Origin of the sequence: Streptomyces sp. NBC_00078 (assembly GCF_026343335.1) — a bacterium.
Classification (GTDB): Bacteria; Actinomycetota; Actinomycetes; order Streptomycetales; family Streptomycetaceae; genus Streptomyces.
Genome location: NZ_JAPELX010000001.1, coordinates 4,044,502 through 4,069,571 on the forward strand (window position 1 = coordinate 4,044,502; position 25,070 = coordinate 4,069,571).

The 25,070-nt window shown below is 71.7% G+C and carries 20 protein-coding genes; 5 read left to right on the top strand and 15 right to left on the bottom strand.

Annotated elements, in window-relative coordinates; all coding sequences use genetic code 11:
* Positions 1-185 precede the first annotated feature (185 nt).
* Positions 186-941, top strand: coding sequence for an SIS domain-containing protein (locus tag OOK07_RS18815; protein ID WP_266681790.1), 756 nt, complete (start codon positions 186-188; stop codon positions 939-941).
* Between the two features lie 4 nt (positions 942-945).
* Here OOK07_RS18815 and OOK07_RS18820 read toward each other — a convergent pair whose 3' ends face one another.
* The 3 genes from OOK07_RS18820 to pdxH form a co-directional block, all read right to left on the bottom strand.
* Positions 946-2,352, bottom strand: coding sequence for a PAS domain-containing protein (locus OOK07_RS18820; protein WP_266681792.1), 1,407 nt, complete (start codon positions 2,350-2,352; stop codon positions 946-948).
* A 141-nt stretch (positions 2,353-2,493) separates the two neighbouring features.
* Positions 2,494-3,327, bottom strand: a complete 834-nt coding sequence (locus OOK07_RS18825) for a GNAT family N-acetyltransferase (protein ID WP_266797547.1) — start codon at positions 3,325-3,327, stop codon at positions 2,494-2,496.
* 341 nt (positions 3,328-3,668) lie between these two features.
* A complete protein-coding gene (gene pdxH / locus OOK07_RS18830; RefSeq protein WP_266683604.1) occupies positions 3,669-4,298 on the bottom strand; it encodes a pyridoxamine 5'-phosphate oxidase in 630 nt (209 codons plus the stop codon).
* Between the two features lie 309 nt (positions 4,299-4,607).
* On the opposite strand from pdxH, the gene OOK07_RS18835 reads away from it, so the two are divergent.
* On the top strand, positions 4,608-5,708 hold the full coding sequence (locus tag OOK07_RS18835) for a citrate synthase 2 (protein WP_266797548.1): 1,101 nt from the start codon (positions 4,608-4,610) through the stop codon (positions 5,706-5,708).
* Between the two features lie 208 nt (positions 5,709-5,916).
* Here OOK07_RS18835 and OOK07_RS18840 read toward each other — a convergent pair whose 3' ends face one another.
* The 8 genes from OOK07_RS18840 to OOK07_RS18875 all read right to left on the bottom strand — a co-directional run bounded on the left by OOK07_RS18840 (position 5,917) and on the right by OOK07_RS18875 (position 16,022).
* Positions 5,917-6,537 carry a TetR/AcrR family transcriptional regulator gene (locus tag OOK07_RS18840; RefSeq protein WP_266797550.1) on the bottom strand — a complete coding sequence of 207 codons (621 nt, stop codon included), beginning with the start codon at positions 6,535-6,537 and terminating at the stop codon, positions 5,917-5,919.
* Positions 6,525-7,259, bottom strand: coding sequence for an enoyl-CoA hydratase family protein (locus OOK07_RS18845; protein ID WP_266797552.1), 735 nt, complete (start codon positions 7,257-7,259; stop codon positions 6,525-6,527). The genes OOK07_RS18840 and OOK07_RS18845 overlap by 13 nt, the downstream gene beginning before the upstream one ends.
* Positions 7,256-8,833, bottom strand: coding sequence for a 4-coumarate--CoA ligase family protein (locus tag OOK07_RS18850; RefSeq protein ID WP_266797554.1), 1,578 nt, complete (start codon positions 8,831-8,833; stop codon positions 7,256-7,258). Before OOK07_RS18850 ends, OOK07_RS18845 begins: the two co-directional genes overlap by 4 nt.
* A 26-nt stretch (positions 8,834-8,859) precedes the next feature.
* Positions 8,860-9,996, bottom strand: a complete 1,137-nt coding sequence (locus tag OOK07_RS18855) for an acyl-CoA dehydrogenase family protein (protein ID WP_266797556.1) — start codon at positions 9,994-9,996, stop codon at positions 8,860-8,862.
* Positions 9,997-10,079: 83 nt separating this feature from the next.
* The gene (locus OOK07_RS18860; RefSeq protein WP_266797558.1) at positions 10,080-11,924 is read right to left on the bottom strand and encodes an acetyl/propionyl/methylcrotonyl-CoA carboxylase subunit alpha; all 1,845 of its coding nucleotides are present in this window, start codon (positions 11,922-11,924) and stop codon (positions 10,080-10,082) included.
* A gap of 11 nt (positions 11,925-11,935) precedes the next feature.
* A complete protein-coding gene (locus tag OOK07_RS18865; RefSeq protein ID WP_266797560.1) occupies positions 11,936-13,534 on the bottom strand; it encodes an acyl-CoA carboxylase subunit beta in 1,599 nt (532 codons plus the stop codon).
* Entirely contained in the window at positions 13,531-15,231 is a 1,701-nt protein-coding gene (locus tag OOK07_RS18870; RefSeq protein WP_266797562.1) for an acyclic terpene utilization AtuA family protein, read from the bottom strand. Before OOK07_RS18870 ends, OOK07_RS18865 begins: the two co-directional genes overlap by 4 nt.
* Entirely contained in the window at positions 15,228-16,022 is a 795-nt protein-coding gene (locus OOK07_RS18875; RefSeq protein WP_266797563.1) for a TIGR03084 family metal-binding protein, read from the bottom strand. The genes OOK07_RS18870 and OOK07_RS18875 overlap by 4 nt, the downstream gene beginning before the upstream one ends.
* A 108-nt stretch (positions 16,023-16,130) precedes the next feature.
* On the opposite strand from OOK07_RS18875, the gene OOK07_RS18880 reads away from it, so the two are divergent.
* Both OOK07_RS18880 and OOK07_RS18885 read left to right on the top strand, forming a co-directional pair.
* Positions 16,131-16,529 (top strand): DUF6234 family protein, encoded by a 399-nt coding sequence (locus tag OOK07_RS18880; RefSeq protein WP_266797580.1) that lies wholly within the window; start codon positions 16,131-16,133, stop codon positions 16,527-16,529.
* 71 nt (positions 16,530-16,600) lie between these two features.
* Positions 16,601-17,350 (top strand): class I SAM-dependent DNA methyltransferase, encoded by a 750-nt coding sequence (locus OOK07_RS18885; protein WP_266797582.1) that lies wholly within the window; start codon positions 16,601-16,603, stop codon positions 17,348-17,350.
* 20 nt (positions 17,351-17,370) lie between these two features.
* Here OOK07_RS18885 and OOK07_RS18890 read toward each other — a convergent pair whose 3' ends face one another.
* Positions 17,371-18,342 (bottom strand): EamA family transporter, encoded by a 972-nt coding sequence (locus OOK07_RS18890; protein WP_405671708.1) that lies wholly within the window; start codon positions 18,340-18,342, stop codon positions 17,371-17,373.
* A gap of 227 nt (positions 18,343-18,569) precedes the next feature.
* Positions 18,570-21,455 (bottom strand): FAD-binding and (Fe-S)-binding domain-containing protein, encoded by a 2,886-nt coding sequence (locus OOK07_RS18895; protein ID WP_266797584.1) that lies wholly within the window; start codon positions 21,453-21,455, stop codon positions 18,570-18,572.
* 213 nt (positions 21,456-21,668) lie between these two features.
* Here OOK07_RS18895 and serC point away from each other — a divergent pair, with 213 nt between their 5' ends.
* Positions 21,669-22,787, top strand: coding sequence for a phosphoserine transaminase (gene serC, locus OOK07_RS18900; protein ID WP_266681818.1), 1,119 nt, complete (start codon positions 21,669-21,671; stop codon positions 22,785-22,787).
* A gap of 79 nt (positions 22,788-22,866) precedes the next feature.
* Here the strand turns inward: serC and OOK07_RS18905 are convergent, their stop codons facing one another.
* Positions 22,867-23,040, bottom strand: coding sequence for a DUF397 domain-containing protein (locus OOK07_RS18905; RefSeq protein WP_266797585.1), 174 nt, complete (start codon positions 23,038-23,040; stop codon positions 22,867-22,869).
* Between the two features lie 28 nt (positions 23,041-23,068).
* Positions 23,069-24,952, bottom strand: a complete 1,884-nt coding sequence (locus OOK07_RS18910) for an RICIN domain-containing protein (RefSeq protein ID WP_266797586.1) — start codon at positions 24,950-24,952, stop codon at positions 23,069-23,071.
* Positions 24,953-25,070 lie beyond the last annotated feature (118 nt).

A 25,070-nucleotide genomic window follows, 5' to 3' on the forward strand; every position in this document is an offset into this window, starting at 1 on the left:
CTGGCGTGTGCGCTGGCCCTGGATTCAATTCTGACGCATACCACTGACAAGCGTGCCGCACCGTTGGAACCACGGGATTACGCCGGGTACCGGGGAGTAGCTGACGGCATGTATTGACACGGCACTGGTCCAGACCGCACGGTGATCCGCGACACGGACACCCCTGCCGCTCCGGAAGGACCCGCATGAGCGACGGCAAACTGGCAGACCAGTTCCTCGACGCCGCGATCGATCTCCTGCAACGGGTCCGGGACGAGGAGGCGCAGTCCATCACGGAGGCCGGCACACTGCTCGCCGACACCGTCGTGGGCGGCGGACGCCTCTTCGCCTTCGGCGCCGGACACTCCTCGCTCGCCGCGCAGGACGTCGTCTACCGCGCGGGCGGCCTCGCCCTCATGAACCTGCTCGCCGTGCCCGGCGTCGTCGGCGTCGACGTCATGCCGGCCACCCTGGGCTCCGCCCTGGAGCGCGTGGACGGCCTCGCGAGCGCCGTCCTGGACAGCTCGCCCCTGCGTGAGGGCGACGTCCTGATCATCATCTCCCTCTCGGGCCGCAACGCCCTCCCCGTCGAGATGGCCATGTCCGCCCGCGCGCGCGGAGTGCGGGTCATCGGGGTGACGTCGGTGGCGTACGCGACCGAGACCCGTTCCCGGCACGTCTCCGGCACCTGTCTGCGCGACCACTGCGACATCGTCCTCGACTCCAAGATCGCCATCGGTGACGCGACCCTGACCCTCGACACCGTCCCGGCCCCCTTCGCCCCGGCCTCGACCGTCGTCACCAGCGCGATCCTGCAGGCGGTCATGGCCACGGCGGCGGGCTCGCTGGCCGAGCGGGGCATCGAGCCGCCGCTGCTCAGGTCGGGGAACGTCGACGGCGGACACGAATGGAACGGGCGCGTGATGGCGGAGTACGGGGACCGGATCTTCTACCTGCGGTGATCCGCTACTCGCGCCCCACGACCCGCGCCAGATCCAGTGCCGCCGCGATCCTCGCGGCCACGTCCTCCGCGTAGGCCGCGTCGGCCCGCTCGAACTGGCTGCGCCCACCCCCGCGCAGAAACGTCACGGCCCCCAGCGTCCGCCCCCGGCTGCGCAGCACCGCGCACAGCGCGTGCACCGCGTCGGCGGGCCACTGCCGGGCCCGTGCCCACTCCCGCGCCTGCTCGACCGGCACCGACCCCACGCTGGCCCGCACCGACCCGATCCGCTCCACGCACTGCAACGCCGGATGCCCCTGCGCGTACCGCACCGGCAACCCCGCCCGCCCGGTGGGCAGGCTCGGCCCCGGCGCCCCGGAGGGCGTCCCGGCGACCCGTACCAGCCGCACCGGCCCCTCCGTCTCCCCGTCGGCCGCCGGGCTGCCCGCCACCCGGTCGATCAGCGCATGATCGGCGAACCCGGCGAGCGCGAAGTCCAGATGGACGGTCGCCGCCTCCGCCGGCTTCTCGCACTCCGCGGCAGCCCGGGCCGCCCGGTGCAGCTGCTGGGTCCTGAACCGCAGCAGCGACGCCTCCTGCTCGACCTGCTTGCCGTCCGTCACGTCCTGGAAGAGCCAGGCGACCCCCAGCGGCACCGGCTCCTCCGCGAGCGGCGAGGCCAGCCGTACGAAGCCGCAGCGCCAGCACCGCCGCTGATCGCCCTCCGGCGTCCGCACGCTCACCCAGATCTCGGCCGGCGCGGGCGGCGCACCCTCCGCGAGCACATGCGTGAGCGCGCTCTCCAGTTCCTCCACGCCCTGCGCGAGCAGGTCCCCCAGCGGCCGTCCCAGCGCCGACGTACGCCCGATGCCGAGCGAACGCGCCGCGTGCGCGTTCACCACGGCCGGCCGCAGATCGGCGTCGACGAGCACGACCCCCCAGCTCGCGTCCTCGAACAACGCCTCGCTGAGCGCGATCGAACGCTCCAGGTCGATCTGCGTATGCACCTCGCTGAAGGCGCAGTACACGCCCGCGGGCTTCCCGTCGGGCCCGCGCACCGCGGCGGACTGCGTCCGCACCAGCACCCGCCCGCCGTCCTTGGTCAGCAGCGCGAACTCGTGCACCTGCCGCCCGGGGGCCTCCATGGCGGACATCAGCCGCCCCTCGACCTCCTCGGCGTCCGCACTGCGTACGGCCCACCCCGCGAACCCGTGCCGCCCCACCGCCTCGGCCGCGGTCCACCCCAGAATCCGCTCCGCCTCACGGTTCCAGTGGGTCACCACCCCGCCGGCGTCGAAGGCGCACAGCGCGGCGTCCATGCCGTCCAGCAGCGCGGCCAGCAGATCGGAGCCGTCAGGACCCACCGGACCCGCCCGCTCGGGCTCGTCCGGCCCCAGCTCGTCGGTGGTCCCACTACGCCGGGAAGCACTCACCTGGACCCCCTGCCAAGCTGCGTCCGCACCTACGGCGCGTCGTTTCGCTCACTCGCAATCATCTAACTTGAACGTGACGCAGCACACACCGGGTTCCCACAAGATTGAGGGAATCGTTGTAAGCCGCCTCCGTCTCCACGATCACCCCTGAGCCAGCCGGAGATCAACCCACTCATCGCTTTCACCGTCGAGCACATACCGCTCGACCTCGGCGAATCCGCACTTCTCGGCGAACCTCAGCCCCTCCACGTTGGCCGCCAGCACGCATGTCTCCACCTCCCCGGCGCCCAGCACACGCGCGTGCGCCAGCCCCTTCTCGTACAGCGCCGTCCCGAACCCCCGCCCCCGGTGCCCGGGCAGCACGCGCGCGATCACCGTCGCCGTACCCCGCTCACCCTCCGGCGGCCGCACCGTGGAACAGCCGACGAGAACATCCCCGAGATACGCGTTCTCCAGCCGACAGCGCCCCAGCCGCTCCCGCGCCGCGTCGAGCGGCATCGCGGCCGGCGGCACGACCGCGTTGTGCACATGCCGCCACTCGTTGAGCATGGCCTCTCCGTGCACGGCCTCGATCCGCAGGCCCCTGCGCCGCGCGTACACCTCGATCTCGATCCGCATCCGAGGATCCGCGAGCCCGCACACCATCATCGTCGCCGCGGGCCGCACCTCCCCGAACGCCGTCCGCAGCACGGGCCAACACGGCTCGAAGTCCTCCCGCACCGGCAGCAGATACCGCACCCGTACGACATCGGAGAAGTCACACCCCGCCTCCGCGAGCGCCGCCCCTATGTTCCGCAGACACTGCTCCGCCTGCTCCACCACCCCGTCGGGGATCGTCATGGTGCCGTAGTCGAACCCCGTCGTCCCGGACACATGCACCCAGTCGCCGTCCACCACCGCGCGGGCGTACCCGATCTGCTCCTCGAAGGTGGAACCACCGAGAACCGCCCGCCGCGTCACCTGCTGTTTTGTCATGCACGGAACGCTAGCGCGGGTCGCATCGCGGAAAACCGGTTGATCCGTGGCCGCCCGCTTCCTAGGCTGCTGCCAATTCGGAAAGGAGGTGGTTCGGCAGATGTATGAATACCGGACGGAAGAGGTGGCTGCGGGCTAGTGGCCCGCCGCCGTACTCGGTTCGGCGCCGGACGCCAGCGTGTGTGAGTTGCACGCAGCCGGCCCAATCCAACGCAGTCACCCGACCCGCGAGTCGCCGGTACGTCCGGCCGGCTCCTCCTCTGGAGGACCAGACTCGCGGGTCGCCTGCGTTTTCAGACCCCCCGAGACCCGGGTGACCCCCGCGACCCGCGTGACCGGCTTCACGGACTGAGCCGCTCCACGCGCCAGCCTCCGTCCGCCTCCGCCACATAGCGCAACCGGTCGTGCAGCCGGTTCTCGCGCCCCTGCCAGAACTCCACCGCCTGCGGGGCCACCCGGAAGCCGCCCCAGTTCGGGGGGACCGGGACCTGCTCGCCCTCGGGATAGCGGGCGGCCAGTTCGGCGTACGAGGTGTCGACGTCGGCGCGGGTGTCGATCACGCTCGACTGGGCGCTGGCCCAGGCGCCGAGCTGGGAGCCGTGCGGGCGGGTGCGGAAGTAGGCGGCCGTCTCGTCACGGCCGGTGCGGCGGGCGAGGCCCGTGACGATGACCTGGCGGGCCATCGGGTGCCAGGGGAACAGGAGCGAGACGTACGGGTTCTCCGCGAGGTCGCGGGCCTTGCGGGAGTCGTAGTTGGTGAAGAAGACGAAGCCCTGCTCGTCGAACTGCTTGAGCAGCACCGTGCGGGAGCCGGGGCGGCCCTCGGCGTTCGCCGTGGAGACGACCATGGCGTTCGGCTCGAAAAGGTGGGCCTCCGTCGCGGCCTGTTCGAACCAGCGCGCGAACTGCGCCACCGGGGTGGCGGCCAGCTCGGACTCGGCGAGGCCCTCGGCCCGGTACTGCTTGCGCATGGCGGCGGGGTCCAGGGGGGCGGCGTCTCGGTCGGTCACGCGGTCATCCTGCCGTATACGCGGGTGCCGTTCGGCCTGGTGTCCGTCATCATCGAAGAGCGCATGTGGCACTGAGTGCCGCGAAGTCTCCCCAAGAGTGGCACTCGGGGATATCGTGCTGGTGCCGTTCCGGTTGAGTGAGCAGCCGCACGGGGCATCACCAGGGTGGCCGCCCAGGACCACGAGTCGCACGAGCCGACCGGGGATCCAGCGGCCGAGCCGCCCTATCTGTCGTACACACCTGTCGCACACATCACGAGGAGCCGCCTGATGTCCGACTTCGTACCCGGTCTCGAGGGAGTTGTCGCGTTCGAGACGGAGATCGCCGAACCGGACAAGGAGGGCGGCGCCCTGCGGTACCGGGGCGTCGACATCGAGGACCTGGTCGGTCACGTCTCGTTCGGCAACGTGTGGGGGCTGCTGGTCGACGGCGCCTTCAACCCCGGTCTGCCGCCCGCCGAGCCGTTCCCGATCCCCGTGCACTCCGGCGACATCCGGGTGGACGTCCAGTCGGCGCTGGCCATGCTGGCTCCCGTGTGGGGCCTCAGACCGCTGCTGGACATCGACGCCGAACAGGCGCGGGCAGACCTGGCCCGAGCCGCCGTCATGGCGCTTTCCTACGTCGCCCAGTCCGCCCGCGGCCAGGGGCGGCCGATGGTTCCACAGCGCGAGATCGACAGGGCCCGGTCCGTCGTCGAGCGGTTCATGATCCGCTGGCGGGGCGAGCCGGACCCGAAGCACGTCGCGGCCGTCGACGCCTACTGGACCTCGGCCGCCGAGCACGGCATGAACGCGTCCACCTTCACGGCCCGTGTCATCGCCTCCACCGGCGCCGATGTGGCCGCGGCGCTCTCCGGTGCCGTAGGAGCCATGTCCGGGCCGCTGCACGGCGGGGCTCCGTCCCGCGTCCTCGGGATGATCGAGGAGATCGAGCGGACGGGGGACGCGGAGGCGTACGTGAAGCAGGCCCTCGACAGGGGCGAGCGCCTGATGGGCTTCGGGCACCGCGTCTACCGCGCCGAGGACCCACGCGCGCGCGTGCTGCGCCGTACCGCACGTGAGCTGGGCGCTCCGCGGTTCGAGGTGGCCGAAGCCCTGGAGAAGGCCGCACTGGCGGAACTGCACGCCCGGCGCCCGGACCGGGTCCTGGCGACGAACGTCGAGTTCTGGGCGGCGATCGTTCTCGACTTCGCCGAGGTCCCGGCGCACATGTTCACGTCGATGTTCACGTGTGCCCGTACGGCGGGGTGGTCCGCGCACATCCTGGAGCAGAAGCGGACCGGGCGGCTCGTACGGCCGTCCGCGCGCTATGTCGGGCCCGGGACGCGGGGTCCGCAGGAGATCGAGGGGTATGGAGGCATCGCCCACTGAGTGGGGTGTGGTTGAGGGTGCGCGGGCGTCTGCGGGTGCGTTGTCGCTTGTCCCGCCCGCGCGGCGGAGCCGCATATCGACACAGCCCCGCGCCCCTGGAAAGCCGGGCCCTTCGGGCCCGGTTTTTCATGCCGTCGTGAGCAGGTCCGCATGGTGTCGTTCGGCCGGCAGGGGATGGGCCCGCGTTGGATGCCGTCCGGATCGGTGCTCAGCCCAGCGCCTCGTCGAGCAGCGCCGCCCACTGCGCCACGACCCCTTCCCGGCGCTCTGTGTCGTCCGTGAGCAGGTTCGCGAGGCCGAGGCCGCGGGACATGTCCAGGAGTCCCTGGACGGTCTCGCGGACCCCCGGGCGGGACTCGTCGGCGCCGAGCAGGTCCACGGCTATGCGGTGGGTCTCGCGGCCGACGCGCGCTTCGAGTTCCGTCACGCGGGGGCGCAGCTGCTCCTCGTTCGAGGCGGCGACCCAGAGGTGGAGGGCGGCTCGGAAGAGCGGGCCGGTGTAGAGGTCGACGAGGGCCGACACGACGGCGCGTCGGTCGCCTGCCGCGCCTTGCGGGAACAGGGCGCGCAGCGCAGTGGACCGCTCTTCGGCGACGTATTCGACCGCTGCCGTGAAGAGGTCCTCGCGGGTCGGGAAGTGGTGCTGGGCCGCGCCGCGGGAGACGCCCGCCCGTTCGGCGACGACGGACACCGTGGAGCCCGCCCAGCCGTGCTCGGCGAGGCAGGCCACGGCGGCCTCCAGGAGCCGCTGCCGGGTGGCCCGGCTGCGGTCCTGCTTGGGCAGGCGGTCTACGCGTTCGGCGCTGCCGTCTGCGGTCACAGCACCCATGGGGGATCCCGTCGTTCCAGGAAGGCCGTCATTCCCTCGCGGGCCTGCGGGGAGGCGAACAGCCGGGCGGAGAGCGCGGTGAGGTCGGCCGCGTCACGGTCGAATGTCTCCAGCACCCTAGCTGTGAGCAGCTGTTTCGTCTCGGCCAGGCCCTGGGGGGCGGCTCGGCGCAGACCGTCGAGGACGGGCGCGAGGGCCGTGTCGACGTCCTCGCCCGCCACCGTCAGCAGGCCGATGCGGGCCGCCTCCGTCGCGTCGAAGCGCTCGCCGGTGAGGTAGTAGCGGGCCAGGGCCCGCGGATCCGTGCGGGGCAGGAGGGCGAGGGAGATGACCGCGGGGGCCACTCCGATCAGCACCTCGGTGAAGGCGAAGGTCGCCTCGGTGGATGCGGCCGTGATGTCGCAGGCGGCCAGCAGGCCCAGGCCGCCCGCCCGTACGTGCCCGGTGACCCGGGCGACGACGGGCTTGCGCAGGCCGACGATCTGCCGGAACAGCCCCACCAGTGCGTCCGGGGGCGGGGGGTCGCGCAGGTCGGCGCCCGCGCAGAAGGTGTTGCCGGTGTGGGTGAGGACGATCGCGCGTACGCCGGCGTCCTTGGCGCAGTCCGTGAGCGCGTCGGCCAGTTCGCCCACGAGCGCCGCCGAGAGCGCGTTGCGGTTGGCCGGGGCGTCCAGGCTGAGGGTCTCGACGCCCCGCGTGCGGGTACGTCCGATCAGTGTCATGTGCGCTCCCTGAGTGCCCGCAGTTCCCGGCGCAGGATCTTTCCGGAGGCGGCCCGGGGGACGCCGTCGATGAAGGTGACCTGGCGGACGCGCTTGTAGGGCGCGACGCGTTCGGCGACGTACATCATGACCTCTCCTTCGGACAGGCCGGTCGCGTGCGGCCGGCGGACCACGTACGCGTGCGGGACCTCGTTGTTGTCGTCGTTGTAGACGCCGATGACGGCTGCGTCGGCGATATCCGGGTGGGTCAGCAGCAGGGCCTCCAGTTCGGCGGGGGCGACCTGGAACCCCTTGTACTTGATGAGTTCCTTCACCCGGTCGACGACGAACAGCCAGCCGTCGGAGTCCACGTGGCCCACGTCTCCGGTGTGCAGCCAGCCGTCCTCGTCGATCATCGCGGCGGTGGCGTCGGGGCGGCCCAGGTAGCCCTTCATGATCTGGGGGCCGCGGATGAGGATCTCGCCTCCCTCGCCGATGCCGAGGTCCTTGCCGGGGTCGTCGAGGGAGACGATGCGCATCTCGGTGCCGGCGATGAGCTTGCCGACGGTTCCGGGCGGTGCCTGGGCCATGGCGTGGAGCGGTACGACGTGGGTGCCGGGGGACAGTTCCGTCATGCCGTACGCCTGCCCGACGGGCGGCAGGCCGAGCCGCCGGGAGCAGGCGGCGGCCAGGGTGGCGTCCAGCGGGGCGGCGGCGCTGACGACGTGCTTCAGGGACGACAGGTCGTACTGGGCGACCAGCGGGTGCTTGGCGAGGGCCAGGACGATCGGCGGGGCCACGAACAGGCCGGTGATGCGGTGGTTCTGGATGGCCGCGAGGAAGTTCTCCAGCTCGAAGCGCGGCAGGACGACGACCGTGGCGCCCTGCCTCAGCGGCGCGTTCATCAGCGCCGTCAGGCCGTAGATGTGGAAGAAGGGCAGGACGGCGAGGATGCGGTCCCCGGGGCCGGCGGGCAAGGCGGGTTCGAGCTGGGCGAGGTTGGTGGCGATCTGGCGGTGGGTGAGCATCACGCCCTTGGGGATGCCGGTGGTCCCGGAGGAGTACGGGAGCGCCGCCACGTCGGTCACCGGGTCGATGCCGACCGCAGGCTCCGGGGCGGCGGAGGCCAGCATGTCGATCAGCGACCTGTGCCCCGGCGCGCTGTCGCAGACGAAGATCTCCTCGACGCCGCCCGCGAGCGCGGCGGCCCTCTGCGCGGTCTCCAGCAGCGGCGACACGGTGACGATCCAGCGGGCCGCCGAGTCCCGCAGCTGCTTGCCGAACTCCTCGGCCGTGGCCAGCGGGTGCACGGTGGTGACGGAGGCACCCGCGCGCGTGGCCGCGTAGAAGGCGGTCGGGAAGACCACGGTGTTCGGGCTGTGCAGGGCGAGCACGTCCCCCTTGCGCACGCCGGCCTCGGCGAGCGCCGCCGCGATGCGCCGGTGGAAACGGTCCAGTTGCCCGTACGTGAGGGTGGTGCCGTCGGTTCCGTCGATCAGGGCGGGCGCGTCGCCGAACTCGGCCGCCCGGCCCAGCACCGCCTCGTGGATGGGGAGTTCAACGGGCGGGACGTCTGCGTACTCGCTGCGGAACACGGTTCCTCCAAGGCGGCCGGGGCGGCCTAGTACGACTTGGGCAGGCCCAGGGTCTGGTGGGAGACGTAGTTGAGAATCATCTCCCGGCTCACCGGAGCAATACGAGCCACGCGCGAGGCCGTTATCAACCGGGCGAGCCCGAATTCGCGGGTGAGGCCGTTTCCGCCGAGGGTGTGCACGGCCTGGTCGACCGCCTTCACACAGGCCTCGCCTGCCGCGTACTTCGCCATGTTGGCGGCCTCTCCCGCGCCGGCGTCGTCCCCGGCGTCGTACAGGTACGCCGCCTTCTGCATCATCAGGCGGGCGAGTTCGAGGTCGATGTGCGCCTGGGCGAGCGGGTGCGCGACGGCCTGGTGGGCGCCGATGGGCGTCTTCCAGACCGTGCGGTCGCGGGCGTACTCGACGGCGCGGGCGAGGGCGTAGCGGCCCATGCCGATCGCGAAGGCGGCCGTCATGATGCGTTCGGGGTTGAGACCGGCGAACAGTTGCAGCAGGCCCGCGTCCTCGTCGCCGACGAGTGCGTCGGCGGGGAGACGTACGTCGTCGAGGGTCAGCTCGAACTGCTTCTCCGCGGCGTGGAGTTCCATGTCGATCTGCCGGCGGACGAAGCCTTCCGCGTCGCGCGGGACGATGAACAGGCAGGGCTTGAGGGTGCCGGTGCGGGCGTCCGCCGTGCGGCCGACGATGAGGGTCGCGTCGGCTATGTCCACACCGGAGACGAAGACCTTGCGGCCCGTGAGCAGCCAGTCGCCGGTGTCCGGGTCACGACGGGCGGTGGTGGTGATGCGGTGGCTGTTGGAACCTGCGTCGGGTTCGGTGATGCCGAAGGCCATGGTGCGGGTGCCGTCCGCCAGGGCGGGGAGCCACTCCTGCTTCTGGGCGTCTGTGCCGAAGCGGGCGATCACCGTTCCGCAGATGGCGGGTGAGACGATCATCATCAGCAGGGGGCAGCCCGCGGCGCCGAGTTCTTCGAGGACGATGGAGAGTTCGGCTGTGCCGCCGCCTCCACCGCCGTGTGCCTCCGGCAGGTTGACGCCCAGGTAGCCCAGCTTGGCCGCGTCGGACCAGAGAGCTTCTCGGTCGAAGTCGCGGCCGTGGCGGTTGCCGAGTGCGGCGACGGCCGAGCGGAGGGCTTTGTGTTCTTCGGATTCGATGAGGGTCATCACGTCTCCTTCGGACTGCGGGTTCCTTGTGCCTGGTCGCGCTCGCGCGGCGGTAGCCGCATGCCGATACGGCCCCGCGGCCCCTAGGCGGGTTCGACGACCGCCAGCAATGCGTTGACCTCGACCTGCCGGCCCACAACGGCGGGCAGGGCCGTCAGCGTCCCTGTCACCGGTGCTGCGATCTTGTGCTGCATCTTCATCGCCTCCAGCCAGAGCAGGGGCTCTCCGGCCGTCACGGCGGCCCCTACGGTCAGGCCGTCGGCCACCTTCACGACCGTGCCCGGCATCGGCGCCAGGAGGGATCCCGGGGCGTGCTGGGCTGTCGGGGCCGGGAAACGCGGCAGTGCGGTGAGGGCCGTCGCGTTCACGTACACCTGGTCGCCGTACCGTGCCACCTCGAACCTGCGCTGCACGCCGTCCACTTCGAGTACGACGAGGCCGGCGTCCGCGTGCACCACCCGCACGCCGTCCGCCTCCAGGCCCGCCCGCGTGTGCCGGTAGTGGGCCTCGTGGTGCTCGCCCGCCATCGCGTAGCGCCTGGTCTGCGGCTGGGAGGGGAGGTTGCGGAAGCCGCCGAAGCGGGAGCCGTGGGTGTGTGCGTCGGCGAGGGCGGCGGCCAGCGGGGCGTGCGGGTCGGGGGCCGGGGACGTCAGTTCCGCGAGGTGACGGTCGTAGAAGCCCGTGTCCATGCGGGACGTGGTGAACTCCTCGTGCCGCAGGGAGCGGAGCAGGAGGTCGCGGTTGGTGACCGGGCCGTGGATCGTCGCGCGTTCGAGGGCGCCCGCCAGTCTGCGGATCGCCTCCGCGCGGGTGGGGGCGTGGGCGACGGCCTTCGCGAGCATGGGGTCGTAGTGGACACCGATCGGGTCGCCGGACGCGTAGCCGGTGTCCAGCCGGATGTGCTCCGGGACGTCGAGGCGGTGCAGGGTGCCCGTCTGCGGGGTCCACCCGGTGGCCGGGTCCTCGGCGTACAGGCGGGCCTCGACGGCGTGGCCGCGCGCGCGTGGTGGCTCCTTTTCGAGTGCGTGCCCCTCAGCGACCCGGATCTGCAGGGCCACCAGGTCGATGCCGAACACGGCTTCCGTGACGGGGTGTTCGACCTGGAGGCGGGTGTTCATCTCCAGGAAGTGGGCCCGCTCGCCGGACACGAGGAACTCGACGGTGCCGGCGCCCACGTAGTCGACGGCCCGGGTGGCTCGCAGGGCCATCTCGTGGAGGGAACCGGTCAGTTCGGGCGTCAGGGCCGGGGCGGGTGCTTCCTCGATCACCTTCTGGTGCCGGCGCTGCAGGGAGCAGTCCCGGGTGCCCAGCACCCACACCGTGCCGTGCGTGTCGGCCAGGATCTGCACCTCGACGTGCCGGCCGCCCTCGACGTACGGCTCGACGAAGACCTCGCCGTCCCCGAAGGCGCCGGCGGCCTCGGCCCGTGCGCCCTCCAGCGCGGCGTCGAGGTCCGCCAGGCGGCGCACGACGCGCATCCCGCGGCCGCCGCCGCCCGCGGCCGCCTTCACCAGCACCGGAAGATCCGGTTCGGTCACCGCGGTCAGCGGCGCGAGGCCCATCAGCTCCTTGGCGCGCGTCTTGGACGCCATCGCCTCGATCGCCTCCGGGGGCGGGCCGATCCACACCAGTCCGGCGTCGACGACGGCACGCGCGAAGTCCGCGTTCTCGGAGAGGAAGCCGTAGCCGGGGTGCACGGCGTCCGCGCCGGACGCGACGGCCGCCTTCACGATCAGGTCGCCGCGCAGATACGTCTGGGCGGGAGCCGCGCCCGGCAGCCGTACCGCCGCGTCGGCCACGCGCGCGTGAAGCGCGTTCTCGTCGGCGTCGGAGTGCACGGCGACCGTCCGGATCCCCCACTCACGGCAGGTCCGGAAGACACGGCAGGCGATCTCGCCCCGGTTGGCGACGAGGACTGAAGTGATCACTGGAAGGTCCCTCACATCCGGAAGACGCCGAAGCCGCCCCGTGCGCCCTCGTACGGCGCCGTGTGGACGGCCGACAGGCACAGGCCGAGGACGGTGCGGGTGTCGCGCGGGTCGATGACGCCGTCGTCGTACAGCCGCCCCGACAGGAACATCGGCAGCGACTCGGACTCGATCTGCTGCTCCACCATGGCGCGCAGGGCGGCGTCCGCGTCCTCGTCGTAGGGCTGCCCCTTCGCGGCCGCCGACTGCCGGGCGACGATCGACAGGACGCCGGCAAGCTGCTGCGGGCCCATGACGGCCGACTTGGCACTGGGCCAGGCGAACAGGAAGCGCGGGTCGTACGCCCGCCCGCACATGCCGTAGTGACCCGCTCCGTACGAGGCGCCCATCAGCACCGACAGGTGCGGGACCCGGCTGTTGCTCACCGCGTTGATCATCATCGCGCCGTGCTTGATGATGCCGCCCTGCTCGTACTCCTTGCCGACCATGTAGCCGGTGGTGTTGTGGAGGAAGAGGAGCGGGATGTCCCGCTGGTTGGCCAACTGGATGAACTGGGCGGCCTTCTGGGACTCCTCGCTGAACAGGACCCCCTGGGCGTTGGCCAGGATTCCCACGGGATAGCCGTGCAGGGCGGCCCAGCCCGTCGTCAGGCTCGTCCCGTACAGCGGCTTGAACTCGTCGAAGTCGGAGGCGTCGACGATGCGGGCGATCACCTCGCGCGGGTCGAAGGGGGTCCTGAGGTCCCCCGGGACGATGCCCAGCAGCTCGTCCTCGTCGTACTTGGGGGGTGCCGCCGGTCCCGGATCGCCGTACGCCTTGCGGTGGTTGAGGCGGGCGACGACCCGCCGGGCCTGTCGCAGGGCGTCCGGCTCGTCGACGGCGAAGTAGTCCGCGAGACCCGACACGCGCGCATGCATCTCGGCGCCGCCGAGCGACTCGTCGTCGCTCTCCTCGCCGGTTGCCATCTTCACCAGGGGCGGACCGCCGAGGAACACCTTCGCGCGCTCCTTGACCATGATCACGTGGTCGGACATGCCGGGGATGTACGCGCCGCCGGCCGTCGAGTTCCCGAAGACGACCGCGATGGTCGGGACACCGGCCGCCGACAACCGTGTCAGGTCCCGGAAGATGGCGCCTCCGGGGATGAAGATCTCCTTCTGGGACGGCAGATCGGCGCCTCCGGACTCCACCAGACTGATGCAGGGCAGCCGGTTGGCGAGCGCGATGTCGTTGGCCCGCAGGGCCTTCTTCAGCGACCAGGGGTTGCTGGCGCCCCCGCGCACGGTCGGGTCGTTGGCCGTGATCAGGCACTCCACGCCCGACACCACCCCGATGCCGGTGACGAGCGAGGCACCCACCGCGTACTCGCTGCCCCAGGCGGCGAGCGGTGACAGCTCCAGGAAGGGCGTGTCCGGGTCGAGAAGCAGCTCGATGCGCTCGCGGGCGAGCATCTTGCCGCGCCCCCGGTGCCGCGCGACGTACTTCTCGCCGCCGCCCGCCAACGCCTTCGCGTGTTCCGCGTCCAGGTCGGCGAGTTTGGCGAGCATGGTGTCGCGGGCCGCCCGGTAGTCCGAACCCGCTGTGTCCAGGGTGGAGTCGATGACCGTCACAGCAGCTCCTCGGGAATGTCCAGGTGACGGGAGCGCAGCCACTCGCCGAGCGCCTTGGCCTGCGGGTCGAAGCGGCACTGGGCGGCGACGCCCTCGCCGAGGATGCCCTCGACCACGAAATTGAGGGCGCGGAGGTTCGGCAGGACGTGCCGGGTGACGTACAGTCCGCGGCTCTCGGGGATCAGCTCGCGAAAGCGGTCCGCCGTCAGCTCGTGCACGAGCCATCGCCAGGCCGCGTCCGCCGCGGACGTCCGCACCCACACGCCCACGTTCGCGTTCCCGCCCTTGTCACCGCTGCGTGCACCGGCGACGAGCCCGAGAGGGGCGCGCCGGGTGGGCCCGACGGGGAGCGGTTCGGGCAACTCAGGGCTCGGAAGGTTTTCGAGTACGAGGGTGTCGTGTGCCGGGGCCACAGGAATTAGGCGCCCGTCGTGGAGGGCTGCCATATGGTCGACGTCGCCTTGCGGGACGTACCCATCCTCGAAGACCCCATAAGGCGCGGCCTTTCCAGGTGGCGCCAGCACATGAAAGCCCGGGTAGCTGGCCAGCGCCAGTTCCACGGCGGCCCCGCTCAGTGCCCGCCCGACGACCCTCTCGTCCGGGTCCCGTACGACGAGCCGGAGCAGCGCGCTCGCGGTCTCCTCGGTCGCCGCGTCGGGGTGGTCGGTACGGACCAGGTCCCAACGGACCTCGGCCGGCGGGGACTTGGCCTCCTCGAACGCGGCCTCCATCTGTTCCCGCACCAGAGCCGCCTTGGCTTCGATGTCGAGGCCGGTGAGGACGAACGCGACCTCGTTGCGGAAGCCGCCCAGGCGGTTGAGGCCCACCTTGAGGGTGGGAGGCGGGGCCTCGCCGCGCACGCCCTCGATGCGGACGCGGTCGGGGCCGTCCTGGGTGAGGCGGATCGTGTCCAGTCGGGCCGTCACGTCGGGCCCCGCGTACCGGGCGCCGGACGTCTCGTACAGCAGCTGAGCGGTGACCGTGCCGACGTCGACGAAACCGCCGGTGCCGGGGTGCTTGGTGATGACGCAGCCGCCGTCGTCGTGGATCTCGGCGAGGGGGAAGCCGGGGCGCCTCACGTCCCGCGAGCGCTCGCCGAAGAACGCGTAGTTGCCGCCGGTCGCCTGTGCCCCGCACTCCAGCACATGTCCGGCGACGACGGCTCCCGCGAGCCGGTCGTACTCCCTGGGCCCCCACCCGAAGTGCGCGACGGCGGGCCCGGTGACCAGCGCCGCGTCCGTCACGCGCCCGGTGACGACCACGTCCGCGCCCTCCCGGAGGCAGGCCGCGATGCCGAAGCCGCCAAGGTAGGCGTGGGCGGCGAGGCTGCCCGGGTGGGCGGCGGTGAGGTCGTCGCCCTCGACGTGGGCGACGCGGACGGGAAGGCCGAGCCGGTCGGCCAACTGCCGTACGGAGTCGGCGAGTCCGGCGGGGTTGAGACCACCGGCATTCGTGACGATCTTGACGGAGCGTTCGTGTGCGAGGCCCAGGCACTCCTCCAGCTGGCGGAGGAAGGTGCGGGCGTATCCGGAAGCCGGGTCCTTCAGGCGGTCGCGGCCCAGGATCAGCATGGTCAGCTCGGCGAGATAGTCGCCGGTGAGCACGTCCAGCTCACCGCCGGTGAGCATCTCGCGCATGGCGTCGAAACGGTCGCCGTAGAAGCCGGAGGCGTTGCCGATGCGCAGGGGCTCCGTCATGCGCCGGCCCCCTTGGGCGGGCGCCCGGCGCCCGAGGGCCCGGCGAAGGCCTGGGCGAGGTCCAGCCAGCGGTCGGCGTCGGGGCCGACGGCTTCGAGGGCGAGGTCGGTGCGGTTGGCACGCTGGGTGACCAGGAGGCAGAAGTCGAGCGCCGGACCGGTGACACGCTGCGGGGCGTCGCCAGGGCCGTAAGCCCACAAGTGGCCGGAAGGGGCGGTGAGTTCGACGCGGAACTCTTCGTTCGGCGGGGTCAGTCCGCGCACCCCGTAGGCGAAGTCCCGTGTCCGCACACCGAGTCGGGCCACATGCTTCAGCCGGTCCGTGGGTGGCCGGACCACACCCAGGGTGTCCGCGACGTCCAGTCCGTGGGCCCAGGTCTCCATGAGACGGGCGGTGGCCATGGAGGCGACGGCCATGGGCGGGCCGTACCAGGGGAAACGGGCACCGGGCGGCGCCTGGCGGAGAGCGCGGTCGAGGGCGGCACGGCCGTCCCGCCAGCCGCGCAGCAGATCGCCGGGCGGCAGCTCGGCGCCCTCCTCGGCGCCCTCGTCCACGTACGAGTCGGGAGCGGTGAGTGCCGTCTCGATCAGCTGCTGGAATCCGTCCGGGTCCGTCACCGCGGTGAGCGCCGCGCGGTCGGTCCAGGCGAGGTGGGCGATCTGGTGGGCGATGGTCCAGCCTGGCGCGGGGGTCGCGAGCACCCATTGCTCGGGGCTCAACTCGGCCACGAGCCGGTCGAGTTCCTCGCTCTCCGCACGCAGATCGTCGATGACGGGCGTCGGGTCGGCCATGGGGCGAGCATGGCAGGGGGCCCAGAAACAAGCAAGCATGCTTGCATTAATTTGTTTCTGAGTACGGGTGCTCATGCGGGTCAGCGCCCGGCGCGACACGCTGCACCCATGACCGACACCCTCGTAGCCCCGGGCCGCCGGCGCCCCTGGTCGCGCAGAACGCGGCTGGGCGTGGACCTCGCCCTGGCGATCCCCCTCCTGCTGCTGGAGACCGGGTGGCTCGTGCTGGACTGGATATACGGCTACGGCCTGGCGGAGTGGGCGGCGCAGGGCGACCAGGCGCAGGTCGACGCGGCCGGTCTCGCGCACATGGAACGGCTACGGGTACTGCTGATCGCCGTACTCGTCCTGGCGGTTGTCGCGGGAGTCTTCCGTGCGCGCTGGACCGTGGTCGTGCACCTGGTGGTGGCCCTCCTGGCCTGCGGAGCGCTGACGGCCGCGCGGCAGGAGTGGAACCACGACCATTCCCCGCCGCCCGGTTGCGTCCGCTTCAGCGCGAACTGCTGAACGCCAACTGCTGAACGCGGACCGCTGAAATTGAGGCGCGTCGCCGGCCGCCCCCGCAGTACGGTCCTCCGGTGATCGATGAGGACGGTTACTTCGGGAAGTCCGTCGCGGCGGGGTACGACGAGTCGTCGGCGGAGATGTTCGCGGCGGACAGACTGGATCCGGCGGTCGAGCTGCTGGCGGAGCTTGCCGGGAGCGGGAACGGGCGCGCGCTCGAACTCGGCATCGGGACGGGACGTGTCGCTCTGCCGCTCGCACGGCGCGGTGTGGACGTACACGGCATCGACATGTCCCGGGCGATGGTCGAGCGGATGCGGGAAAAGCCCGGGGGTGACGCGATCGGCGTGACGATCGGGGATTTCGCGACGGCCAGGGCGGAGGGCCGGTTCTCGCTGGCGTACCTCGTCTTCAACACGATCATGAACCTGACCTCGCAGGACGCCCAGGTCGACTGCTTCCGCAATGTGGCCGGGCATCTGGAGCCCGGCGGCCGCTTCGTCGTCGAGGTGGGCGTCCCCGACCTGCGCCGGCTGCCGCCCGGGCAGAACGCCGTACCGTTCCACGTGGGAGACGGACGGCTCGGGTTCGATCTGTACGACGTCGCCACCCAGTCGATGAGCTCGCATCATGTGCGGGTCGACGGGGAGGGCCACGGTTCGTATCTCGCCGTCCCCTTCCGCTATGTCTGGCCCTCGGAGCTCGATCTCATGGCCCGGCTGGCCGGGATGCGGCTGTGCGACCGGTGGGACGGCTGGACCCGCGAGCCCTTCACCAGCGACAGCCGACAGCACGTGTCGGTCTGGGAGAAGCCCGCCGACTGACCGGGGCCCGGTACCGGCCGTCAGGCCTCCGGCACCGGTGCCTTCCCCCGCCCCACCTGCGTCCGCACCGCCCCCATGCTCGCCGCGATGACCAGGGCGATCGCGGCGGCCTGCCAGGCGGAGAGGGACTGACCCAGGATGAGGAAACCGGCGGTCGCGGCGATGGCCGGCTCCAGGCTCATCATGATCGCGAAGGTGGAGGCGGGGAGACGGCGCAGCGCGAGCAGTTCGAGGGTGTAGGGGAGGACCGAGGAGAGGATCGCCACCGCCGAACCCAGGGCGATCGTCGTCGGGTCGGTGAGTCTGGTGCCCGATTCGGCGATCCCGAGCGGGAGCATCACCAGCGCGGCCACGCCCATGGCCAGCGCCAGCCCGTCGGCCTGCGGGAACCGCCGGCCCGTACGCGCGCTGAAGATGATGTACGTCGCCCACATGGCGCCCGCCCCGAGCGCGAAGGCGACTCCGGCCAGGTCGAGGTCGCTGAAGCCCCCGCCGCCGAGGAGGAAGACGCCGACGAGCGCCAGGCCGGCCCAGACGGCGTTGACCGCACGGCGGGAGGCGAGGACGGAGAGGGCGAGTGGGCCGAGGACCTCCAGGGTGACGGCGAGGCCGAGCGGGATGCGGGCGACCGCCTGGTAGAACAGGCCGTTCATCGCCCCCATGGTGAGGCCGAAGACGATCACCGTGCGCCAGTCGGACCGGGAGTGGCCGCGCAGCCGGGGGCGGCAGACCACCAGCAGGACCACGGCCGCCGCGAGCAGGCGGAGGGTGACCACGCCGAGCGCTCCGGCCCGCGGCATCAGGCTCACCGCCAGCGCCCCGCCGAACTGCACCGAGACACAGCCGGCCAGGACCAGGCCGACCGGCCCGAGGGAGCCACGGCCGTGTGGGGCCGTGGCGGCGGCCTGCACCGCCGAGGGCGAGGAGGTGGTCGTGCCGGGGGTGGTCACAGGCGGTCCAGGTGCTCGGCTCGGGGTTCGAGGTTCGTTCATCTTGCTGCACTTCCAAGTCCAGAGTAATGGACTCGGTCAGGCGTGTGAACCCGTTTTACGGCTGTCCCGCATGGTGGACCCAGATCCCGGGCCAGGGCCCGCATCCGGTCCGCCACCCTCCCCCTCCAGCCCTCCGTCCCCTCCCCCTCCAGCCCTCCGTCCCGTCCCCCTCCAGCCCTCCGTCCCGTCCCCCTCCCGCCCGTCCGCCTCCACCCCCTCAAGCACTCTCAAGCACCCTCCAGCCCGTCCGCCAGGACCTCCGCGAGATGCCGCCCCCGCACCCCGCCCAGTTGCTCCAGCTGCGTCCGGCAGGAGAATCCGTCCGCCAGGACCACCGCCGCGTCGGGAGCTTCGCGCACCGCCGGCAGCAGCTGGTCCTCCGCGCACGCTGCCGAGACCTCGTAATGGCCCTTCTCGAAGCCGAAGTTGCCCGCCAGACCGCAGCACCCTCCCGCCAACTCCCCGATGAGGCCGGCCGCTTCACGCAGACGGTGGTCGGCGTCGTCGCCGAGGACCGCGTGCTGGTGGCAGTGGGTCTGGCCGGTGACCGGGCGGTCCAGCCGGGGCGGGGTCCAGTCGGGGGCCAGCCGCTCCAGGGCCTCCGCGAAGGTGAGGACGCTCGCGGCGAGACGGGCGGCGCGGGGGTCGTCGGAGAGGAGTTCCGGCAGGTCGGTGCGGAGGGCGGCGGCACAGCTCGGTTCCAGGACGACGAAGCGCGGCCCGCCGTCTCCCGGCGCACCGGGTACGAGGAGCGGGTCCAGCAGGTCGAGCGTGCGGCGCAACACCTCGCGGGCGCGGTCCAGTTGGCCCGTCGACAGATAGGTCAGTCCGCAGCAGACCCGCTCCCGGCGGGCCGTGCGGTGCCACCTGCGCGTCTTCGGAATCGGGAGCGGCGCCAGTCCGGCCGCCTCCAGGACCCGTACCGCCGCCTTCCCCACCTCCGGCGAGAGGTGCTCCGTGAAGGTGTCCGGCCACAGGAGGACGCGCGGGCCTGACGTCTTCTCCTCGTACTCCGGGCCCGTCTCCCGGATCATCCGCCGTACCCGCGCCCTGGCCCGACGCCCGTACCAGCGGCTGAACGTCTCCCCCGCCACCCGCGGGATCCGCCGCTCGGGCGCGATCCCGCCGAGCCGCTTGGCGAGCGCCGCCAACGGTCCGGCGGAAGCGAGGGAGTTGACCAGCCACGCCGTGCGCGTACGCTCCACCAGCCGCAGCCACCTCGGCAGCCATCCCATGCTGTAGTGCGCGGCCGGGCGGCGGCGGCCCTCGTAGTGGTGGTGCAGGAACTCCGCCTTGTAGGTGGCCATGTCGACCTCGACCGGGCAGTCCGAGCGGCATCCCTTGCAGGACAGGCACAGGTCGAGCGCGTCCCGCACCTCCGTCGACCGCCAGCCGTCGGTCACCAGCTCGCCCGCGAGCATCTCGTGCAGCAGCCGGGCACGCCCACGCGTGGAGTGTTCCTCCTCGCCGGTCGCCCGGAAGGACGGGCACATGACGGACGAGCCCGCGGCAGCCGTCGTACGGCACTTCGCGACTCCCACGCACCGCCGCACCGCGGCCGAGAAGTCGCCGCCGTCGGCCGGGTATCCGAAGGCCACGTCGACGGGCTTGCGCGGCAGGACGGAGAAGCGGAGGTTCGCGTCGAGCGGGGCCGGGCGGACCAGCATGCCCGGGTTGAGGAGGTCGTCCGGGTCCCAGACGCCCTTCACCCGCTCGAAGAGGCCCACCATCTCCGCGCCGTACATCCTCGGCAGCAGCTCGGCCCGCGCCTGCCCGTCCCCGTGCTCCCCGGACAGCGAGCCGCCGTGTGCGACGACGAGTTCGGCGAGTTCCTCCGAGAACCGCCGGAAACGGCCGACCCCCGCCTCGCTCAACAGGTCGAAGTCGATGCGGACGTGAATGCAGCCGTCCCCGAAGTGCCCGTACGGAGTGCCGCGCAGTCCGTGCGCGGTGAGCAGTGCGCGGAAGTCCCGCAGATAGGCGCCGAGCCGCGCGGGCGGCACCGCGCAGTCCTCCCACCCCGGCCAGGCCTCGCGCCCGTCCGGCATCCGGGTCGCCGTACCGCTCGCGTCCTCCCGGATCCGCCACAGCGCCCGCTGCCCGCCCGGATCGGTGACCACGAGGGAGTCGACGACATCGGCGGCCCGCACGATCGCCTGCGCACGCGCGCGTGCGGCCCCCGCCGACTCGCCGCCCGTCTCCACGAACAGCCAGGCCGCGCCGCGCGGCAGCCCCGCCGCGGACGCGGGCGGCACCAGGTCCGCCGCCATCCCCTCCACGGTGAGCGGCCCGTACCGCAGCAGTCCGGCCGCGGCCTCGGCGGCGGCACTCTCGTCGGCGTACGCCAGCACGGCCAGCGCACGCGCGCGTGGCGCCTCGACGAGCCGTACGACCGCCTCGGTCAGCACGCCGAGTGTGCCCTCGGAACCGCAGAAGGAACGGGCGACGTCCGCGCCCTTCTCGGGCAGCAGCGCGTCCACCGCGTAGCCGGAGATACGGCGGGGCAGCTCCGGGAACCCGGTACGCAGCCGCGCCAACTCCCCCTCCACCAGCCCCCGCAGCCCCTCCGGAGCCCCGGCCCACCCCTGGCCGGGCCGCAGCCGCTGCCCGCGCGCGGTGACGACGTCCAGTTCCCGCACGCTGTCCGCGGTCGTCCCCCATGCCACCGAGTGCGAGCCGCACGAGTTGTTGCCGATCATCCCGCCGAGCGTGCACCGGCTGTGCGTGGAGGGGTCGGGCCCGAACCGCAGTCCGTGCGGGGCGGCGGCTTCCTGCAGCCGGTCGAGGACGAGCCCCGGCTGGACGACGGCGGTACGCGCCTGAGGGTCGATCGACACCAGGCGGTTCATGTGCCGGGTGAAGTCCAGCACGACGCCGGTGCCGGTGGCCTGCCCGGCGATGGACGTACCGCCCCCACGGGCGACGACGGGCACGCGGTGCTCCCGGCACACGGCCAGCACGGCTGCGACGTCATCGGCGTCCCGCGGTGCGACGACCCCTTGCGGGACCCGCCGGTAGTTGGACGCGTCCATGGTGACCAACGCCCGGGAAGTGACGTCGAACCGCACGCCACCCCGGACAACCTCGCGCAAACGTGCCTCGAGATCTGTCATGGGTCCAGCCAACCAGCCCGTCCGGCGTTTGAGGACGAGGCCGTGCAGGCAGGTGGTCGCAGACCGGTCGCGTCGACGGCCCGTCCAGCCGCCACAGCGGCGCCGAGACGCCCGGCCCGAAGAACGCAGCCCTCAGGGACGGCCACCGAGACACGCGTCTCACCCGACGGACGAGGTTTCACGCAGGTTTCCCCCACCGGCTAACCTCACTGCGTGGCTGAGATCCAGATTCCCGCTGACATCAAGCCCGCCGACGGACGTTTCGGCGCGGGCCCCTCCAAGGTGCGGACGGAAGCGCTGGACGCGCTGGCCGCAACCGGTACGTCCCTCCTCGGCACCTCCCACCGCCAGGCCCCGGTGAAGAACCTGGTCGGCAAGGTGCGCGAGGGCATCTCCGAACTGTTCTCCCTGCCCGAGGGCTACGAGGTGATCCTCGGCAACGGCGGCTCCACGGCGTTCTGGGACATCGCGACGCACGGGCTGATCGAGAACAAGTCGCAGCACCTGAACTTCGGCGAGTTCAGCTCGAAGTTCGCGAAGGCCGCCAAGCTGGCGCCGTGGCTGGCCGAGCCGACCGTCATCGCCTCCGACCCCGGCACGCACCCGGAGCCGGCGGCCGAGGCGGGCGTCGACGTCTACGCGTTCACGCACAACGAGACCTCGACCGGTGTCGCCATGCCGATCAAGCGCGTGGCCGGCGCGGACTCCGGGTCCCTGGTCCTGGTCGACGCCACCTCCGGCGCGGGCGGCCTGCCGGTCGACATCACCGAGACCGACGTCTACTACTTCGCCCCGCAGAAGTCGTTCGCCTCCGACGGCGGCCTGTGGATCGGCGTCTTCTCCCCGGCTGCGATCGAGCGCGCGGAGCGCGTCCACGCGTCCGGCCGCCACGTCCCCGAGTTCTTCTCGCTGCCGACGGCGATCGACAACTCCCGCAAGAACCAGACGTACAACACCCCGGCCCTCGCCACCCTGTTCCTCCTCAACGAGCAGCTGGAGTGGATCAACGGCCAGGGCGGCCTGGACTGGTCGACGGCCCGTACGAAGGACTCGTCGACGCGTCTGTACACGTGGGCGGAGGAGACGAAGTACGCGACCCCGTTCGTCTCGGACGCCACGAAGCGCTCGCAGGTCATCGGCACGATCGACTTCGCCGACGAGATCGACGCGGCGGCCGTCGCCAAGGTCCTGCGCGCCAACGGCATCGTCGACACCGAGCCCTACCGCAAGCTCGGCCGCAACCAGCTCCGCGTGGCGATGTTCCCGGCGATCGCCCCGGCGGACGTCGAGGCGCTGACGAAGTGCGTCGACTACGTGATCGAGAAGCTGTAGCCGTCTGTTTCGAGGGTTACGACGCCGAAGGGCGCCCGGCAGATGATCTGCGGGGCGCCCTTCGGCGTGTGTGCGATGCCTACACGATCTGCTGGAGAAAGGCCTGCCGGCTCTCGCGGGAGAGGACGAGGAGAGGGCCGTCCTGCTGCTTGCTGTCGCGGACGGCTCGTCCGCCGGCGCAACTCCTTGCCGTGGCAAGGCCGTCCTCGGCGAAACGCAGCCGCCGGCCGAGGCATCCTCGGCCGGCGGCCACGGGCGGCGGCAGCCCTGGCCGCGTGCGCCTACTTGAGCGGCGTACCACCCGACCTGCCGTACGCGATCGTCTTGTTGATCAGGTTTCCGCCGTCGGACTCGACCCCGGTCTGCTCCTGCTGCCCCGCACCGAACAGGAGGCCGGCGATATGCGCGTTCGCCACCTGGTCCATGTGCCCGAAGAACCAGTCGACCTTGTCGTCCTTGTAATGGTTGAGGGTGTTGTTCTGCGCCATGTTGCCCAGGGGGATCTGCCACAGGACCACCGGCTTGCCCACCGACTCGGCCATCGTCTTGTAGAACTTCAGCGCGTCAGCGGCCTTCCGGTCGTTCCAGTAGGTGTCACGGCCGCCGTGCTCCGGCAGCGCGTACCAGCCCGCGTCGCGGTCCGACACGTCGGAGACCAGGAAGTCGGCGTTCTTCGCCCCGAGGTCCGAGTAGTCGTTGACGCATTTCTGGGTGCTGTTCTGCCAGTCCCAGCAGGTCAGGTGAAAGCCCGCGCCCGTGTTCGGCGCGTACTTGTGTGCCATCGCCATCAGGCAGCGGGACAGGCCGGCGGCGCTGTTCTCCTGCGATCCGCAGTCCGTCGGATTCGCGGCCGTGACCTGTGCGGCGACCTTGTGCGCGTTGCCGAGCGACCGGACGTAGCCCCAGAAGTCGGGCTCGATGTCGATCATGTCGTGCGAGTTGCCGATCTTCTGGAGGAAGAAGCGGTAGTCGTTCATGTAGCGGGTGAGCAGGTCGGTCCTGTTGATGGCCTTGACCTCGCCCGGACCGTCGCCCTCGCCCGCGAGATCACCGAGGTCGCGCAGCGAGTACCAGGTCCAGAAGTTCTTCTGCGGGCGCGGCTTGCCCTGGTACGTCGCCTTGGCCACCTTGGCGTCGCCGTAGGTCACGTAGAAGCCGGGCGCGGTGGTGTCACCGGTCCAGCAGCCCCACCAGCTCGACCACTCGGCCTTGCAGCGCGATGCCGAGTAGTAGTCCGAGGAGGGCGCGGGCTTGCTGTGCACATAGGCGTAGCGCACGTCGAACGGCGCCGCGGCCGCCGAGGCGTCGGACATCGAGCCACCGATGAGCACCTTGTCACTGCCCATGAAACCTGTCGCCGAGCTGCCGGCACCGGCACCGCCACCGGCGGCCGGAGACGACGCAGGGGCCGACGGCGAGTGGGGAGCGCGCGGAGCTTGGCTTGCCGGAACGCTGCCGCCCGGCTTGGTGGGCGTGGGGGTGCTGCCGGAGCCGCTTCCGGTGCCGCCGATGCTGCCGGCCGGGACGAGCTTCCACTGCTGGTTGGCGCCGCCCTTGTCGTGCTGCTGGGCGACGCGGCCCCCGTCGGCCTTTGAGCCGTTCTTGACCTCGACGGCCATGCCACTGAAGCGATTGATCAGACGCACATAGTCGTCCGACGACTTCTTCAGGTGGAACTGCTGGTTGGCGCCGTTCCGGTCGGCCCACTGCACCAGGCCCGAGCCGGCGGTCTTGGACCAGCCGAAGTCGTCCAGCACCTTGCCGGAGTTCCGGTTCTGCAGCCGGTAGTTCCCGTCACCCGAGTCGATGAACCGCCACTGCTGGTTGGTCCCGCCGTGACGGCCCCACTGCACCACCGCCGCACCGTCGTACGTGGCGTAGGAGAGGCCGTCCAGCGCCTCGCCGCTGTTGCGGTTGACCAGCACGTACCAGGCCTTCGTGTCCACGACGGCCGCCGAGGCCGTGTTGACCACGGCCACCGAGCCGCCCACGACGGCCAGGACGACGGCCGCCCAGAAACTGCGGCGCTGGTACAGCCGACGGCCACGGTGCCCCTGGCGTCGCCCCGAACCGGCTGAGCGGAGCGACAGTCGACCACGGCGACGACGGCGGGCGCGACCACCGGCGGGCGGCGCCTCCGACGACGTGGAGGGGGGAGGGAACATGTAGGTGCTCTCTTTCAGCCATTTCCTCTGACCGGACCACCTGGCCCGAGTAACACCCAGTTGTCACAGCCCCCGAAAAGGTTGCCCCGTCCCGCAGAGGTTTTTTCGTCCACCCGCG

Bases quoted from the DNA above. Each gene is read 5' to 3' on its own strand.
- OOK07_RS18910 (WP_266797586.1), bottom strand. From the start codon at position 24,952: ATGTTCCCTCCCCCCTCCACGTCGTCGGAGGCGCCGCCCGCCGGTGGT.
- OOK07_RS18880 (WP_266797580.1), top strand. From the start codon at position 16,131: ATGACCGACACCCTCGTAGCCCCGGGCCGCCGGCGCCCCTGGTCGCGC.
- OOK07_RS18845 (WP_266797552.1), bottom strand. From the start codon at position 7,259: ATGACACTGATCGGACGTACCCGCACGCGGGGCGTCGAGACCCTCAGC.
- pdxH (WP_266683604.1), bottom strand. From the start codon at position 4,298: ATGCGCAAGCAGTACCGGGCCGAGGGCCTCGCCGAGTCCGAGCTGGCC.
- OOK07_RS18870 (WP_266797562.1), bottom strand. From the start codon at position 15,231: ATGACGGAGCCCCTGCGCATCGGCAACGCCTCCGGCTTCTACGGCGAC.
- OOK07_RS18855 (WP_266797556.1), bottom strand. From the start codon at position 9,996: ATGACCCTCATCGAATCCGAAGAACACAAAGCCCTCCGCTCGGCCGTC.
- OOK07_RS18825 (WP_266797547.1), bottom strand. From the start codon at position 3,327: ATGACAAAACAGCAGGTGACGCGGCGGGCGGTTCTCGGTGGTTCCACC.
- OOK07_RS18815 (WP_266681790.1), top strand. From the start codon at position 186: ATGAGCGACGGCAAACTGGCAGACCAGTTCCTCGACGCCGCGATCGAT.
- OOK07_RS18875 (WP_266797563.1), bottom strand. From the start codon at position 16,022: ATGGCCGACCCGACGCCCGTCATCGACGATCTGCGTGCGGAGAGCGAG.
- OOK07_RS18895 (WP_266797584.1), bottom strand. From the start codon at position 21,455: ATGACAGATCTCGAGGCACGTTTGCGCGAGGTTGTCCGGGGTGGCGTG.
- OOK07_RS18835 (WP_266797548.1), top strand. From the start codon at position 4,608: ATGTCCGACTTCGTACCCGGTCTCGAGGGAGTTGTCGCGTTCGAGACG.
- OOK07_RS18890 (WP_405671708.1), bottom strand. From the start codon at position 18,342: ATGAACGAACCTCGAACCCCGAGCCGAGCACCTGGACCGCCTGTGACC.
- OOK07_RS18840 (WP_266797550.1), bottom strand. From the start codon at position 6,537: ATGGGTGCTGTGACCGCAGACGGCAGCGCCGAACGCGTAGACCGCCTG.